Origin of the sequence: Kitasatospora sp. NPDC092286 (assembly GCF_044755565.1) — a bacterium.
In the GTDB taxonomy this organism is placed as follows: Bacteria; Actinomycetota; Actinomycetes; order Streptomycetales; family Streptomycetaceae; genus Kitasatospora.
This window is the reverse complement of sequence record NZ_JBIVRD010000003.1, coordinates 276148-290022: the sequence shown is the minus strand read 5'-3', so window position 1 is coordinate 290022 and position 13875 is coordinate 276148. Positions and strand designations below refer to the sequence as shown.

Annotated in this window: 12 protein-coding genes and 2 rRNA genes; 13 read left to right on the top strand and 1 reads right to left on the bottom strand. The window is 70.5% G+C overall.

The annotated features are described in order from the left end of the window. The 13 genes from ACIQIB_RS05830 to ACIQIB_RS05770 form a co-directional block, all read left to right on the top strand. Positions 1-93: ribosomal RNA gene (locus ACIQIB_RS05830) — 23S ribosomal RNA — on the top strand; the annotation flags it as partial. Positions 94-173: 80 nt separating this feature from the next. After that, positions 174-290, top strand: a 5S ribosomal RNA gene (gene rrf, locus ACIQIB_RS05825). A gap of 99 nt (positions 291-389) precedes the next feature. Beyond that, the gene (locus tag ACIQIB_RS05820; RefSeq protein ID WP_363609165.1) at positions 390-1001 is read left to right on the top strand and encodes a CDP-alcohol phosphatidyltransferase family protein; all 612 of its coding nucleotides are present in this window, start codon (positions 390-392) and stop codon (positions 999-1001) included. A gap of 124 nt (positions 1002-1125) precedes the next feature. Next, positions 1126-3621, top strand: coding sequence for a sugar phosphate nucleotidyltransferase (locus tag ACIQIB_RS05815; RefSeq protein ID WP_400756896.1), 2496 nt, complete (start codon positions 1126-1128; stop codon positions 3619-3621). 166 nt (positions 3622-3787) lie between these two features. Continuing rightward, positions 3788-4906, top strand: a complete 1119-nt coding sequence (locus tag ACIQIB_RS05810) for a DUF881 domain-containing protein (RefSeq protein WP_363609161.1) — start codon at positions 3788-3790, stop codon at positions 4904-4906. Then, entirely contained in the window at positions 4903-5235 is a 333-nt protein-coding gene (locus tag ACIQIB_RS05805) for a small basic family protein (protein ID WP_030062488.1), read from the top strand. Before ACIQIB_RS05810 ends, ACIQIB_RS05805 begins: the two co-directional genes overlap by 4 nt. A gap of 52 nt (positions 5236-5287) precedes the next feature. Continuing rightward, on the top strand, positions 5288-6337 hold the full coding sequence (locus ACIQIB_RS05800) for a DUF881 domain-containing protein (protein WP_400756894.1): 1050 nt from the start codon (positions 5288-5290) through the stop codon (positions 6335-6337). Between the two features lie 214 nt (positions 6338-6551). Beyond that, positions 6552-7433: an FHA domain-containing protein gene (locus ACIQIB_RS05795; RefSeq protein ID WP_400756893.1), complete on the top strand. Its 882-nt coding sequence runs from the start codon at positions 6552-6554 to the stop codon at positions 7431-7433. 182 nt (positions 7434-7615) lie between these two features. Continuing rightward, positions 7616-8308, top strand: a complete 693-nt coding sequence (locus ACIQIB_RS05790) for a MerR family transcriptional regulator (protein ID WP_363609171.1) — start codon at positions 7616-7618, stop codon at positions 8306-8308. A gap of 75 nt (positions 8309-8383) precedes the next feature. Next, a complete protein-coding gene (locus ACIQIB_RS05785) occupies positions 8384-8860 on the top strand; it encodes a bifunctional nuclease family protein (RefSeq protein ID WP_030303568.1) in 477 nt (158 codons plus the stop codon). 223 nt (positions 8861-9083) lie between these two features. After that, a complete protein-coding gene (locus tag ACIQIB_RS05780) occupies positions 9084-9743 on the top strand; it encodes a MerR family transcriptional regulator (protein ID WP_400756892.1) in 660 nt (219 codons plus the stop codon). A gap of 90 nt (positions 9744-9833) precedes the next feature. Then, positions 9834-10568 (top strand): vancomycin high temperature exclusion protein, encoded by a 735-nt coding sequence (locus tag ACIQIB_RS05775; protein WP_400756890.1) that lies wholly within the window; start codon positions 9834-9836, stop codon positions 10566-10568. Between the two features lie 132 nt (positions 10569-10700). After that, positions 10701-12122 (top strand): DNA polymerase IV, encoded by a 1422-nt coding sequence (locus tag ACIQIB_RS05770; RefSeq protein WP_400651181.1) that lies wholly within the window; start codon positions 10701-10703, stop codon positions 12120-12122. A 142-nt stretch (positions 12123-12264) separates the two neighbouring features. Here the strand turns inward: ACIQIB_RS05770 and ACIQIB_RS05765 are convergent, their stop codons facing one another. Continuing rightward, entirely contained in the window at positions 12265-13746 is a 1482-nt protein-coding gene (locus ACIQIB_RS05765; protein ID WP_363609153.1) for an MFS transporter, read from the bottom strand. Between the last annotated feature and the right edge of the window lie 129 nt (positions 13747-13875).

Here is a 13875-nt window from a genome sequence, read left to right as displayed (position 1 = left end):
GGCTCCCAGTAGACGACTGGGTTGATAGGCCGGATATGGAAGCCCTGTGAGGGGTGGAGTTGACCGGTACTAATAGGCCGAGGGCTTGTCCTCAGTTGCTCGCGTCCACTGTGTTGTTCTGAAACAACGACCCCACGCCGATGGTGCGTGGTCGGTTGACAGTTTCATAGTGTTTCGGTGGTCATAGCGTGAGGGAAACGCCCGGTTACATTCCGAACCCGGAAGCTAAGCCTCACAGCGCCGATGGTACTGCAGGGGGGACCCTGTGGGAGAGTAGGACGCCGCCGAACAATCATTCCAGAGAAGCCCCCGCCGGGTGAACCGGGCGGGGGCTTCTCTGTTGTAAGGTCAATGTGCAAAAGTCGTCACACGGTACAGGAGGCTCCCGGGTGGAGGTCCAGGAGACGCGGGTCCAGACCGATCGCGTCCTCACCATCCCCAACCTGCTGAGCATGGGCCGGCTGGTCGGTGTTCCGCTCTTTCTCTGGCTGATCCTCTGGCCGGTGTTCGACGGGCCGAACAACGACGGCTGGGCGCTGCTGATTCTGATGCTGAGTGGCATCAGCGACTACCTGGACGGCAAGCTCGCCCGTAGGTGGGGGCAGATCAGCCGGGTCGGCCAGCTGCTCGACCCGCTGGCGGACCGGCTCTATGTCCTCTCCACTCTGGTCGGCCTGACCTGGCGTGAGATCCTGCCGTGGTGGGTCACGGGCATCCTGCTCGCGCGTGAACTGTTTATCCTGGCGCTTCTGCCCATTCTGAACCGGCATGGTTATGGGCCGCTTCAGGTGAGTTTTCTGGGGAAGGCCGCGACATTCAATCTGATGTACGCGTTTCCGCTTCTCCTGCTCGGCGTCGGCGACAGCTGGATCTCGCGGCTGGCCGAGGCCGTGAGCTGGGCCTTCATCTGGTGGGGGACCACGTTGTACTGGTGGGCCGGTATTCTTTACGCCGTTCAGGCGCGGCGGATCATCCGGGCCGGCGCCGCGTCCACAGGCTGAGACGTGATCTGAGAGAAGTGCCACGGCGACACGGTGCGTCGGACGATATCTTCCGGGTAGAAGAACCTCTGGAACGGTTTGATGGACCTGCAGGTCCACCACCCCGAAGGAGGACGCACCCGTAATGAAAGCCGTTGTAATGGCAGGGGGCGAAGGCACCCGGCTCCGCCCGATGACCTCCAGCATGCCGAAGCCGCTGCTTCCCGTGGCCAACAGGCCGATCATGGAGCATGTGCTTCGGCTGCTGAAGCGGCACGGCCTCTCTGACACCGTCGTCACCGTGCAGTTCCTGGCCTCACTGGTCAAGAACTACTTCGGTGACGGCGAAGAGCTTGGAATGCATCTGACATATGCCAACGAGGAGACGCCGCTCGGCACTGCGGGGAGTGTCAAGAACGCCGAGGACGCGCTGAAGGACGACTCCTTTCTGGTGATCTCCGGTGACGCGTTGACCGACTTCAACCTCACGGAATTGATCGAGTTTCACCGCAGCAAGAACGCACTGGTCACGGTCTGTCTGACCCGGGTGCCGAATCCACTGGAGTTCGGTATCACGATCACCGACGACGAGGGGCGGGTCGAGCGGTTCCTGGAGAAGCCGACCTGGGGTCAGGTCTTCTCCGACACGGTGAACACCGGTATCTATGTCATGGAGCCCGAGGTCTTCGACTACGTCGCCGCGGGGGAGTCCGTCGACTGGTCGAGTGATGTGTTCCCGCAGTTGCTCAAGGAGGGCAAGCCGGTCTACGGCTATGTCGCCGAGGGCTACTGGGAGGACGTGGGTACCCACGAGAGCTACGGCAAGGCCCAGGCGGACGTCCTGGAGGGCAAGGTCGACGTCGAGCTCGACGGGTTCGAGATCTCGCCGGGTGTCTGGGTCGCCGAAGGCGCGGAGGTGGACCCGGAGGCGGTCCTGCGCGGGCCGCTCTACATCGGTGACTACGCCAAGGTCGAAGCCGGGGTGGAGATCCGCGAGCACACGGTGCTGGGCAGCAACGTGGTCGTCAAGCGCGGCGCCTTCCTGCACCGGGCGGTCATCCACGACAACGTCTACATCGGACCGCAGAGCAACCTGCGCGGCTGTGTGGTCGGCAAGAACACCGATGTGATGCGGGCCGCCCGGATCGAGGACGGCGCGGTGATCGGGGACGAGTGCCTGGTCGGCGAGGAGTCGATCATCGCGGCCAACGTCCGGGTGTACCCGTTCAAGACCATCGAGGCCGGTGCGGTCGTCAACACCTCGGTGATCTGGGAATCCCGCGGCCAGGAGCACCTGTTCGGGGTGCGCGGTGTCTCGGGCATCCTGAACGTCGAGATCACGCCCGAGCTGGCCGTCCGGCTGGCCGGCGCGTACGCGACGACCCTGAAGAAGGGGGCCACCGTCACCATTGCGCGTGACCACTCGCGTGGTGCGCGTGCACTCAAACGGGCGATGATCTCGGCGTTGCAGACGAGCGCGATCGACGTCCGTGACCTCGAGAACGTGCCGATGCCGGTGGCCCGGCAGCACACCGCGCGCGGGAGTGCGGGCGGGATCTTCCTGCGGACCACGCCGGGGGTGCCGGACTCGCTCGACATCCTCTTCTTCGACGAACGCGGGGCCGACCTCTCCCAGGCCGGGCAGCGCAAGCTCGACCGGGTGTACGCACGCCAGGAGTACCGGCGCGCGTTCCCCGGGGAGATCGGTGATCTGACCTTCCCGTCCAGCGTCTTCGACTCCTACGCGGGCAATCTGCTGCGGACGGTGGACACCACGGGCGTTCGCGAGGCCGGACTGAAGGTGGTCGTGGACACCGCGCACGGCAGTGCCGCACTCGTTCTGCCGAGCATCCTCGGCCGGCTCGGGGTGGAGGCGCTCACCGTCTCCAGCGGGCTGGACGAGTCCAGGCCCACCGAGGACGCGGAGGAGCGCAGGGCCGGGCTGGCCAGGCTGGGCGAGCTGGTGGCGTCGTCCCGGGCGGCTTTCGGCGTGCGCTTCGACCCGGTGGGCGAGCGGGTGGCGTTCGTGGACGAGCTGGGCCGGGTGATCGACGACGACCGGGCCCTGCTCGTGCTGCTCGACCTGGTCGCGGCCGAGCGCCGCAGTGGCCAGGTGGCGCTCCCGGTGACGACCACCAGGATCGCCGAGCAGGTGGCCGCGTACCACGGCACCCAGGTCTGCTGGACGACGACTTCGCCGGACGACCTCGCCAAGGCGGCCGCGGCCGACGGCACGGTGTTCGGCGGGGACGGGCGCGGCGGCTTCGTCGTGCCGGAGTTCAGCGGCGTACTGGACGGTGCGGCGGCGTTCGTCCGCCTGGTCGGCCTGGTGGCCCGGACCCAGCTCACGCTGAGCCAGATCGACGCGCGGATCCCGCAGGCGCACATCCGGCGCCGGGACATCGCCACGCCGTGGGCGGCGAAGGGCATGGTCATGCGCTCGGTCGTGGAGGCGGCCGGTAGCCGACGGCTCGACACCACCGACGGTGTGCGGGTGGTCGAGGCCGACGGGCGCTGGACGCTGGTGCTGCCGGACCCGGCCGAGGCGATCACCCACCTCTGGGCGGAGGGCCCGGACGACGCGGCGACCGAGGCGCTGCTGGACGAGTGGGCCGCAGTGGTCGACGGGGCCGGGCGGTGACGGCCGGGTCCTGAGAACCGCGGTCAGGACAGCGGGGCGGTACGGGATGTCCCGTACCGCCCCGCTGTCCGTTTTCGCACTCTTGGTCATGATCCGTCGCTTATAGCGTGTGTGCAGGTCAGGGGGTGTGCGCGGGATCCTCCGCCGACATGGGACGATGGTCCGCATGCCAGCGACGCCGACACCGGGTGCCCGTAACGGACGGTACAACCGTCCGGACGCCTCGATGTCCCTGCTGACCAATGTGATGGACCACAGTCTGGACGAGGGCTACGCCGAGGCGGCCGCGGCGCAGGGCGGTGACCGCGACAGCCGGATACCGGGCACGGCCCGGGGCCTGCTCACGCTGGGTGCCGGGCTGGCCCTGGTCGGGGCCGTGGTGACGGTGGGCGCGGTCAACGCGCACAAGGCCGAGCCGACGCTGGCCAAGGAACGCGACGCGCTGATCCAGCGGATCAACGACAGCAACGGCTCGGTGGACCACCTCCAGCAGCAGGTCCAGGACCTGCGGCGGAAGGCCGACAGTGCGCAGCAGCAGGCGCTGGCCTCGGGGGACACGGATCCGGCCGACCTGGCGGGCACCGTCGGGCTCGGGGAGGTCGCCGGGCCGGGCGTGAAACTGGTGCTGGAGGACGCGAGCGGCACCGGCGCGGGCGGGAACGTCGATCCGCGCGCCGGGCAGGGCTTCTCCAACAGCGGCCGCCTCCGGGACCGAGATCTTCAACTGGTGGTGAACGGCCTCTGGGAGTCCGGTGCGGAGGCGGTGTCGATCAACGGGCAGCGGCTCACCGCGCTCTCGGCGATCCGGGCGGCCGGCGAGGCGGTGCTGGTCGACAACCGGCCGCTGGTCCCGCCGTACAACGTGCAGGCGCTCGGGGACGGTCCGAAGCTGGTCACCGCCTTCGAGGGCAATATGGCGGGCCAGTACCTGCGGCTGCTCCAGGAGAAGTACGGCATCAAGTCGACGATCTCGGCGCAGAAGAAGCTGACCCTGCCGGCGGCGGTCGGCGTCACACTGCGGACCGCCCAGCCGGCCACGCCCGAGCCGGCGCCGACGGCGAGCCCGTCGGCCGCCCCCGGCTCCTCGGCCTCCGCCGGTGTGTCACCGTCCGCCAGTGGCTCGGAGAGCCCCTCCGCCGGGGCCTCGTCGAAGGCCACGCCCAGCGGGCAGCCCTCGGGCAGGCGCACGCCGACCACCTCCGCCAGGACCACGACAGCCCACACGCCCACGGCGGCCACAAGCGGGCCGCCCTCCTCCGCAGGGACAGGAGCAGCTAGACCGTGATTGCCGTACTGGGTCTCGTGATCGGGGTGGTCGTCGGGCTCTTCGTCCAGCCCGAGGTGCCCGACGCCGTCGTGCCGTATCTTCCGATCGCGGTGGTGGCGGCGCTGGACGCCGTCTTCGGTGGCGTCCGGGCCATGCTGGACGGGATCTTCAACGACAAGGTGTTCATCGTCTCGTTCCTGTCGAACGTGGTGGTCGCGGCGCTGATCGTCTTCCTCGGGGACCAGCTGGGCGTCGGCTCGCAGCTGTCCACCGGCGTGGTCGTCGTCCTCGGTATCCGCATCTTCTCGAACGCCGCTGCGATCAGGCGCCATGTCTTCCGTGCCTGAGCCGGACCGCGGGCCGGCGGACGGGAACATGGACGAAAGGGCAGGAAACGGCGTGCGCGAGGGCAGCGGCGAGGGGCCTGAGAAGGCGGTGGGCAAGGCGCCGGAGCGGACTCCGGAAGGGCCCGTCGCGGGGTCTGGGTCGTCCGACCAGGGGAACGGCGGCCAGGCCGAGCAGGAGGCCGAGGGGCGGCCGGCGAAGCCTGAGGCCAAGGCTGAGGTCGAGGCGGCGGCCGAGCCCGCCGCGCCTGCGCCGCAGCCGGTGGCGGCGGCGGTGCCCGGGCCGGAACCGGCCGCCGGGACGGCGCCCGAGGCGGAGCGGGTACGAGCGGCGGAGGAGCCGGCCGAACCCGGGGCGGAACCGGACGCCGACGACCGCGGTGCGGGCCGGCGGCGCCTGAAGGCGGCGCTCTGGCCGCCGCGCCTGTCGCGCGGCCAGCTGGTCGTGGCGGTGCTGCTGTTCTCGCTCGGTCTGGCGCTGGCGATCCAGGTGCGTTCGACGAACGACCACCACAGCCAGCTGCGTGGCGCACGCCAGGAGGATCTTGTTCGTATCCTCGACGAACTGGACAGCCGCCAGCAGCGTCTCCAGCAGGAGAAGGCGGAGCTCGAGCAGTCCCTGGCCAAGTTGGAGAACAGTTCCAACCAGGCCAAGGAGGCCCAGGAACAGACCAGGAAGAAGGTGACGGAGCTCGGCGTGCTCGCCGGGACCGTCAAAGCCACTGGTCCGGGCATCGTACTGACGGTCGATGATCCCCAAGGGCAGGTGAAGGCAGATATGCTGCTGGACACCCTGCAGGAACTCCGAGCGGCGGGGGCGGAGGCGATTCAGATCAACGATGTGCGTGTGGTGGTCAACACCTACTTCACCGACGTGTCCGGCGGCGGCGTGCAGATCGACGGCAAGAAGGTCTCGCAGCCCTATCGGTTCACCGTCGTGGGGAACCCGCAGGACCTCACACCCGCGCTGAACATCCCGGGGGGTGTGGTCCGTACCCTGGAGAGCCATCAGGCGCGGGCGACCATCTCCCAGCAGCAGAAGGTGGTCGTCGACGCTCTCGTCGATCTGAAGACACCGCAGTACGCCAAGCCGGCTCCGAAGTGACGGGGCACCTGTCGAACGGTCCGTCACCCGCGGGCGGCCCCCGGTGCGGGAGGCCGCCGTCGCGTGGGCGAGACTGGTCCACACCAGCACACGCCGGAACACCACCCGTCGGAGTACCACTCCAGCCGGCCCGATCCATGACCGGGCCCGCAGCCTGTCCGAGGTTCTCACCCTGCCCCGCGGGCGGGTCTGTCACACGCAAGGGGATTCGCCCGTGAGTTTCTTCTCGAAGTTGTTCGGTCGCAACAAGGGCCGTGACGCGGCCGCCGTCGAGGCGCCCACCGCGCGTCACCGCCGCGCCGACGAAGAGCCCGCCGTGCCGGGCATGCGCTCCGCCCCAGAGGGGGCGGACTACGCCGAGCGGCCGTTGTTCCGGGACGGTACCGGCGCCCAGTACGCGGGAAATTCCGCGGGCTACGGCGCGTCGGTTGACCCCTCCGGCGCCCCGCGCATAGGTTTCCCGTCAGGACCCTCAACCTCTGGTGGAGGGTTTGCCCCGGACCCGTATGCCGGGCACAACCCGTCGGGTGTGCCGCGCCAGGAGGCTGTGAACATGGCTGGCCCCATTCCGTGCCCCAGGTGTGGCAACCAGAACCCGGCTGCGGCCCGCTTCTGTTCCAACTGCGGTATGGCGCTGCGCGGTGGCGCGCTGCCCGAGGGGGCGGCGGAGACCACGTCGACCATCTCGATCTCCGGCCTGGAGTCGTACGACCCCAACACCACCACCGGCACCGGCGCCACGCCGGCCCTGTCGGCGGAGGTGCTGTCGGCGATCGACGCGCTTCCGCCGGGCTCGGCCCTGCTGATCGTCCAGCGCGGCCCGAACTCGGGCAGCCGGTTCCTGCTGGACTCGGACATCACCACGGCCGGACGTCACCCGCAGGGTGACATCTTCCTCGACGACGTCACGGTCTCGCGGCGGCACGTGGAGTTCCGCCGCACCCCGGCCGGCTTCAGCGTCGCCGACGTGGGCAGCCTCAACGGCACCTACGTCAACCGGGAGCGGATCGACGAGGTGTCGCTGAACAACGGCGACGAGGTGCAGATCGGGAAGTACCGGCTGGTGTTCTTCGCCGGCCATAACCGGGGGTACTGACCCCAACGTTGGCAGGAGCCCGAGTGAGTGCGAACACCCCTTCATCTCTCGGGGCGGCCAACCCCGCGTCGTCCGGTTCGCAAGCGGACCAGACCGTGCGCGGGGTGGTCGCGGCCCCCAGGCGCCCGATCCACTCGGACCGGGTGGCCGGGGGTGGCCGACGGCGCGCCGGCGACGAGCTGCTGAGCATCGGAGCGGTGCTGGCCTTCCTGCGGGACGACTTCCCCGAGGTCACCATTTCCAAGATCAGGTTCCTGGAGGCGGAGGGCCTGGTCGAGCCGCAGCGCACACCCTCGGGGTATCGCAAGTTCAGTCCGGCCGACGTCGAGCGGCTGGCGTACGTGCTGCGGATGCAGCGCGACCACTATCTGCCGCTGCGGGTGATCCGCGAGCACCTGGACGCGATCGAGCGCGGCGAGAACCCGCCCGCGCTGCCCCCTGCCGACGCCAGGCCCGGGCCGATGGAGGAGGCGGACCGCGAGCTGGTGGCGGCCGCCGAGGCCTCGACCGGGGTCCGGCTCGGCCGGGCCGAGCTGCTGGCCGCCGCCGAGGCGGGCGAGGGCGAACTGGCCGAGTGGGAGTCGTACGGGCTGGTCGCACCCGGTCCGGACGGCGGCTACGACGGCGAGGCGCTGCAGGTGGCCCGGCTGGTCGCGGAGCTGGGCCGGTACGGCCTGGAACCGCGCCACCTGCGGGCCATGAAGGCCGCCGCGGACCGCGAGATCGCGCTGGTCGAGCAGGTCGTGGCGCCGCTGCGGCGGCACCGGAACCCACAGACCAGGGCCCACGCCGAGGCCACCGCCAGGGAGCTGGCCACGCTCTCCGTGCGGCTCCACGCGGCCATGGTCCAGGCCGGCCTGCGAATCCGCTCGTAGCCTGCCCCACCGCGCTGACCAGCGCCGTCGACTCTGCGCTTTCATATCCGGGTCGAGGGCCATAGGGTTGCCTGTGTGAATGAGCTCGACGTCGTGGGTGTCCGGGTGGAGATGCCTTCCAACCAGCCGATCGTGCTGCTGCGGGAGGTCGGGGGCGATCGGTACCTGCCGATCTGGATCGGCCCCGGTGAGGCGACCGCGATCGCCTTCGCCCAGCAGGGCATGACGCCTGTGCGCCCGCTGACGCACGACCTCTTCAAGGACGTCCTGGAGGCGCTCGGCCAGCAGCTCACCGAGGTGCGGATCACCGATCTGCGGGAGGGCGTGTTCTACGCCGAACTGGTCTTCGCCGGCGGGGTGGAGGTGAGCGCCCGGCCGTCCGACGCGATAGCGCTGGCACTGCGGACCGGCACGCCGATCTACGGGAGCGAGGAGGTGCTCGCGGAGGCGGGCATCGCGATCCCGGACGAGCAGGAGGACGAGGTCGAGAAGTTCCGCGAGTTCCTCGATCAGGTGTCGCCCGAGGACTTCGGCGGCAGCGGTCCGCAGTAATGCGGAGACCTGGCGGGGCGGGCGTTCGGTCATTTTGCCAAAAGGCGACTACTTACCCACACTAGGGGCACGAAAAACCACTCTCCCGAGTGACGCGGTTTATCCCGCTCGGCGTGGCGATCGTTGACGGGCCATAGGGGACTGCCTACCGTCAGGAGTGGTTGTCAGGGTGTCTCTCGCCCGCAGCCTGGGTTGCCCGCAGGACGAGTGGACGGAGGTAGGCATGATCAGCACCGGCGATGAAGCGGCCGTGGGAGGCCTGTGCGCCGTGCACATGTCGCGCACCACTCGCAGCGTGGCTGACCTGCACCGGCCGGAGCTGCCCCGGGTGGGCCGGTTCCCCGCCGTACAGCCGGGCCAGCCGGCCATCGAGCGCCTCGCGCCGACCTCCGAGCTGATCGGCTACCGGGGCCCGACGGCCTGTGCCGCGGCCGGGATCACCTACCGCCAGCTGGACTACTGGGCCCGGACGGGGCTGCTGGAGCCGAGCGTCCGGTCGGTGTATCCGGCGAGCAGCCAGCGGCTGTACAGCTTCCGCGACATCCTGCTGCTGAAGATCGTGAAGAGGCTGCTGGACGCGGGTGTCTCGCTGCAGAACATCCGGGTGGCGGTCGCCCATCTGCAGTCCCCGGAGGTCACCGGGCTGGCCGGGCTGACGCTGATGTGCGACGGCGCGACGGTGTACGAGTGCACCACGCCGCAGCAGGTGGTCGATCTGCTCAAGGGCGGTCAGGGTGTCTTCGGCATCGCGGTCGGTGCGGTCTGGCAGGAGCTGGAGCGGTCCCTCGGGCGGCTGCACGCCGAGCGTACGGACACCGGTGAGACCGTGATCGGACAGGACCCGGCGGACGAGCTGGCGCAGCGCCGCAACCGCGCGGGCTGACGCGGGAGCTGACGAGGCCGCGGGCCCGGACGGGGAACCGTCCGGGCCCGCGGCCTCGTCGTGCCTGGTGAACCGATCAAGGGAGGGCATGTGCGGTCCGGCTCCGGCATACCTGGTCTGCTGAGGCGGCGGGCGTTGCGGCTCGGCGTCCGGCTGCGGCGGCGGCGCACCCAGCGCAGGATCTTCCAACTCGCCACCATCTGCTGTTCGTTGGCCCTGGCGCCGAGCGCCTGGCTGTGGATGTCGGCGGGGGACCGGGTGGGCACGGTGGAGAGCGCGCCCACGGCACCGGTGGCGGTGGTCTTCGGCGCGGGGCTCTTCGACGGCAAGCCGTCGCCGTATCTGGCCCACCGACTGGACGCGGCGGTCGACCTGTACCGGCTGCAGAAGGTCCAGGCGATCCTGGTCACCGGTGACAACGGGCGGGACAGCTACGACGAGACCGACGCGATGCGGCAGTACCTGGTCGAGCACGGGGTGCCCCAGGTGCGGGTGGTGGGCGACTACGCGGGCTTCGAGACCTGGGACTCCTGCACCCGGGCGCACCGGATCTTCGGGGTTGACCGGGCGGTGCTGGTCAGCCAGGACTTCCACGTCCGGCGGGCGCTGGCGCTCTGCGAGGCGGCGGGCATCGACTCCTACGCGGTCGGGGTACCGGAGCTGCACGACGCCACCTGGCTGTACGGCGGGCTGCGGGAGATCCCGGGAGCGGGAAAAGCGGCGCTGAACGCCTGGCTGCGGCCGGATCCGGTGTTCCTCGGCCCTGCGGAACAGGGCATTCCGCAGGCACTGGCCGACGCGGGGTCGGTCGCGGGGCAGCGCTGACCCCGGGCGGCGTCGATCCAGCGTGGCATCGGTCCAGGTTGGCAGGCTCCCCGGCGGCTGGTGACGGCCGACGGGTGACGGGCGGCGGCCGGGTTCGTACGGACTGTCGGACCCGTGCGGCATGATCGGCGAGTGCGGTCACTGCCGAGCATCATCCACCTCGACATGGACGCCTTCTTCGCGGCGGTGGAGCAGGCGGCCAAGCCGAGCCTGCGTGGAAAGCCGGTGATCGTCGGTGGGCTGGGCGGGCGTGGCGTCGTCTCCACCGCTTCGTACGAGGCGCGGAAGTTCGGGGTGCATTCGGCGATGCCGATGGCCCAGGCGCGCCGGCTCTGCCCCAACGCGGCGTTCCTGTCCGGGCGGTTCGAGGCCTACCGGCAGGTGAGCGAGATAGTGATGGGCCTGCTGCGCGAGCTGTCGCCGCTGGTGCAGCCGCTCAGCCTGGACGAGGCGTTCGTCGACCTGGAGGCCGGCCCGTACGGACCGGCGCTGGCGGCGGCGGACCACGCGACGGGGGAGCGGCTGGTGCTCGCGCTGGCGGAGGACCTGCGCGCGGACATCCACCGGCGCACCGGGCTGACCGCCTCGGTCGGGGCGGCCGGGTCCAAACTGATGGCGAAGATCGCCTCCGAGCAGGCCAAGCCGGACGGGCTGGTGCTGATCGAGCCCGGCCAGGAGCGCGCGGTGCTCGGGCCGATGCCGGTGCGGGCCCTGCCCGGTGTCGGGCCGGCCACCGAGCAGGTGCTGCGCCGGGCCGGTCTGAACACCGTGGCCGATCTCGCGGAGGCGGGGGAGGCCGAGCTGGTGCAGTTGCTCGGCAGGGCCCACGGCGCCGGTGTGTTCCAGATGTCGACAGGGCTGGACGACCGGCCGGTGGTGGCCGACCAGGACGCCAAGTCCGTCTCGGTGGAGGACACCTTCGAGGTGGACCTGGCCGACCGGGAGCGGGTGCTGCGCGAGGTGGAGGTGCTGGCGGCGCGGTGCGTGCGCCGGTTGCGGGCGGCCGGGCGTTCGGGCCGGACGGTGGTGCTGAAGGTCCGCCGGTTCGACTTCTCCACGCTGACCCGCTCGGAGACGCTGCGCGGCCCGACGGACGACGAGACGGTGATCACCGAGACGGCCCGCCGACTGGCCGGCCAGGTGGACATCACCGGCGGGGTGCGGCTGCTCGGTGTCGGGGTCTCGCAGCTGGCCGACTACACCCAGGAGGACCTGTTCGCGCAGGCCGTCCGGGAGGAGTCTGCGGAGCGGGAGGCGGACGAGGACGAGACGACCGGTGCGGAGCCCGAGCCGGTGGCGGCCGGGGTGCGGCACTGGATGCCCGGGCAGGACGTCCGCCATGCCGGGTTCGGGCCGGGCTGGGTCCAGGGCAGTGGCGTCGGCCGGGTGACCGTCCGGTTCGAGACGCCGTGGAGCGGGCGGGGCCGGGTGCGGACCTTCGCGGTGGACGATCCGGCGTTGGAGCCGGCCCGGCCGCTGCCGCTGCGCGGGGACGAGGGGGCTCCCGACGACGGGGAGGCGGGTCGGGCCGAAGGCTCGGCAGGGGACGGCTGAACATACGAAGCGGCCCCACCCGGCGGGGGATCCGGGTGGGGCCGCGTGCCGTGCCGGGCCTCGGACGGTCGCGATGCCCTCGTCGACCGTTCGGGGTCCGGTCCCCCGCGCCCTGTCCCTGAGCGCGGGGGTGGACGCCTCGTCAGGCGTCGGTCTTCACCAGCTCGGGGCTGGAGTCGTGGTTCGCCGCGGAGCCCTGGGCCACGATGGTGGCGGGCTTGACGCTGCGGATCAGGAAGGGGACGGCGCCGGCGACCACGCAGACCGCGGCGGCGGTCCAGAACGCGTGCTTGTAGGCGTCCAGGGTGGGGAGCGAGACCGGGATCGGCAGCTTCATGGTGTCGCCGGTCAGGATGGCGGCCATCACGGCGGTGCCGATCGCGCCACCGACGGTGCGCAGCACGGCGTTCATGCCGTTGGCGATGCCGCTCTGCTCGACCGGGACGGCGCCGTTGATGTAGGCGGGCATCGCCGAGAAGGCGAGGCCGATGCCCAGACCGAAGATCGCCGAGGCGGTGTAGATGTCGGCCTCGTGGCTGTGCCGCAGGGCCAGGTAGGCCATCGCGACGGCGCCGAGGACGCCACCGAGGACCAGCGGGAGGCGGGGGCCGCGGCGGGCGATCAGCAGGGCGCCGAGCGGGGCGGCGACCATCGAGCCGAGCGCGGAGGGCAGCAGCATGATGCCGGCGTGCAGCACGGTGGCGGTGAAGCCGTAGTGGGCGAGCTTCTCAGGGGTCTGGGCGAAGTTGCTGATCACCATGAACGAGCCGTACATGCCGAAGCCGATCAGCAGGCCGGCCAGGTTGGTGAAGGCGACGGCCGGGCGGGACATCATCGTCATGTCGACCAGCGGGTGCTTGACCTTGACCTCGATGACGCCCCAGATCAGGGCGACCACGGCGGCGACGGCGAACAGGCCGAGCGTCTTGGTGGAGGTCCAGCCCCAGTGGTTGCCCTGGCTGACCGCGACCAGCAGGGCGGAGAGCCAGCCGGCCAGGGTGATCGCACCGAGCGGGTCGGCGCCGCCGTCCTTGTCGGTGACCGGGTCGGCGGGCACCCGGAAGGCGACCAGGGCGACCGCGAGCAGACCGAAGACCAGGCCCATCCAGAAGATCGACTTGTAGCTCCAGTGCTCCAGCAGCAGGCCGGTGGCGACCAGGCCGAGGCCGCTGCCGACGCCCATCGACGCGCTGATCGCCGCGACGCCGCCGGTGACCTTCTGCTTGGGCAGTTCGTCACGGACGATGCTGATGGCCAGCGGCAGCACGCCACCGCCGGCGCCCTGGAGGACGCGGGCGACGACCAGCCAGGTGAAGGAGTGGGTGGTGACCGCGAGTGCGGACCCCGCCACCAGGCCGGCCAGCGAGATCAGCAGCATCGGCTTGCGGCCGCGCAGGTCGCCGAAGCGCCCCAGCAGGGGGGTCAGCACGGCGGCGGAGAGCAGGTTGGCGGTCATCAGCCAGGTGATGCTGGAGCCCGAGACGCCGAGCTCCTTGGCCAGCGAGGGCAGGATCGGAACGACCGCGGTCTGCACCACGCTGAACGACAGCATCGCCAGGATGAGGGCCGGCAGGACCCGGGCGCTGCTTGGCTTCGTGGTGGTGGGCTGTGGTGCCTCACTCACGGTTGCTTCCTCCTGTACATGGTGAATGAACTGAAGTAACCATGCAGGGGGATACTTCAGTGTGTCAAATATCGATTGGTGAAGCTTTGGCAAAGTCGAGGACCCCGGGCCGCGGCGGCCCGGGGTCCT

What these genes read in the sequence shown, in the direction of transcription:
- ACIQIB_RS05780 (WP_400756892.1), top strand. Translation starts at nt 9,084, where the DNA reads ATGATCAGCACCGGCGATGAAGCGGCCGTGGGAGGCCTGTGCGCCGTG.
- ACIQIB_RS05815 (WP_400756896.1), top strand. Translation starts at nt 1,126, where the DNA reads ATGAAAGCCGTTGTAATGGCAGGGGGCGAAGGCACCCGGCTCCGCCCG.
- ACIQIB_RS05810 (WP_363609161.1), top strand. Translation starts at nt 3,788, where the DNA reads ATGCCAGCGACGCCGACACCGGGTGCCCGTAACGGACGGTACAACCGT.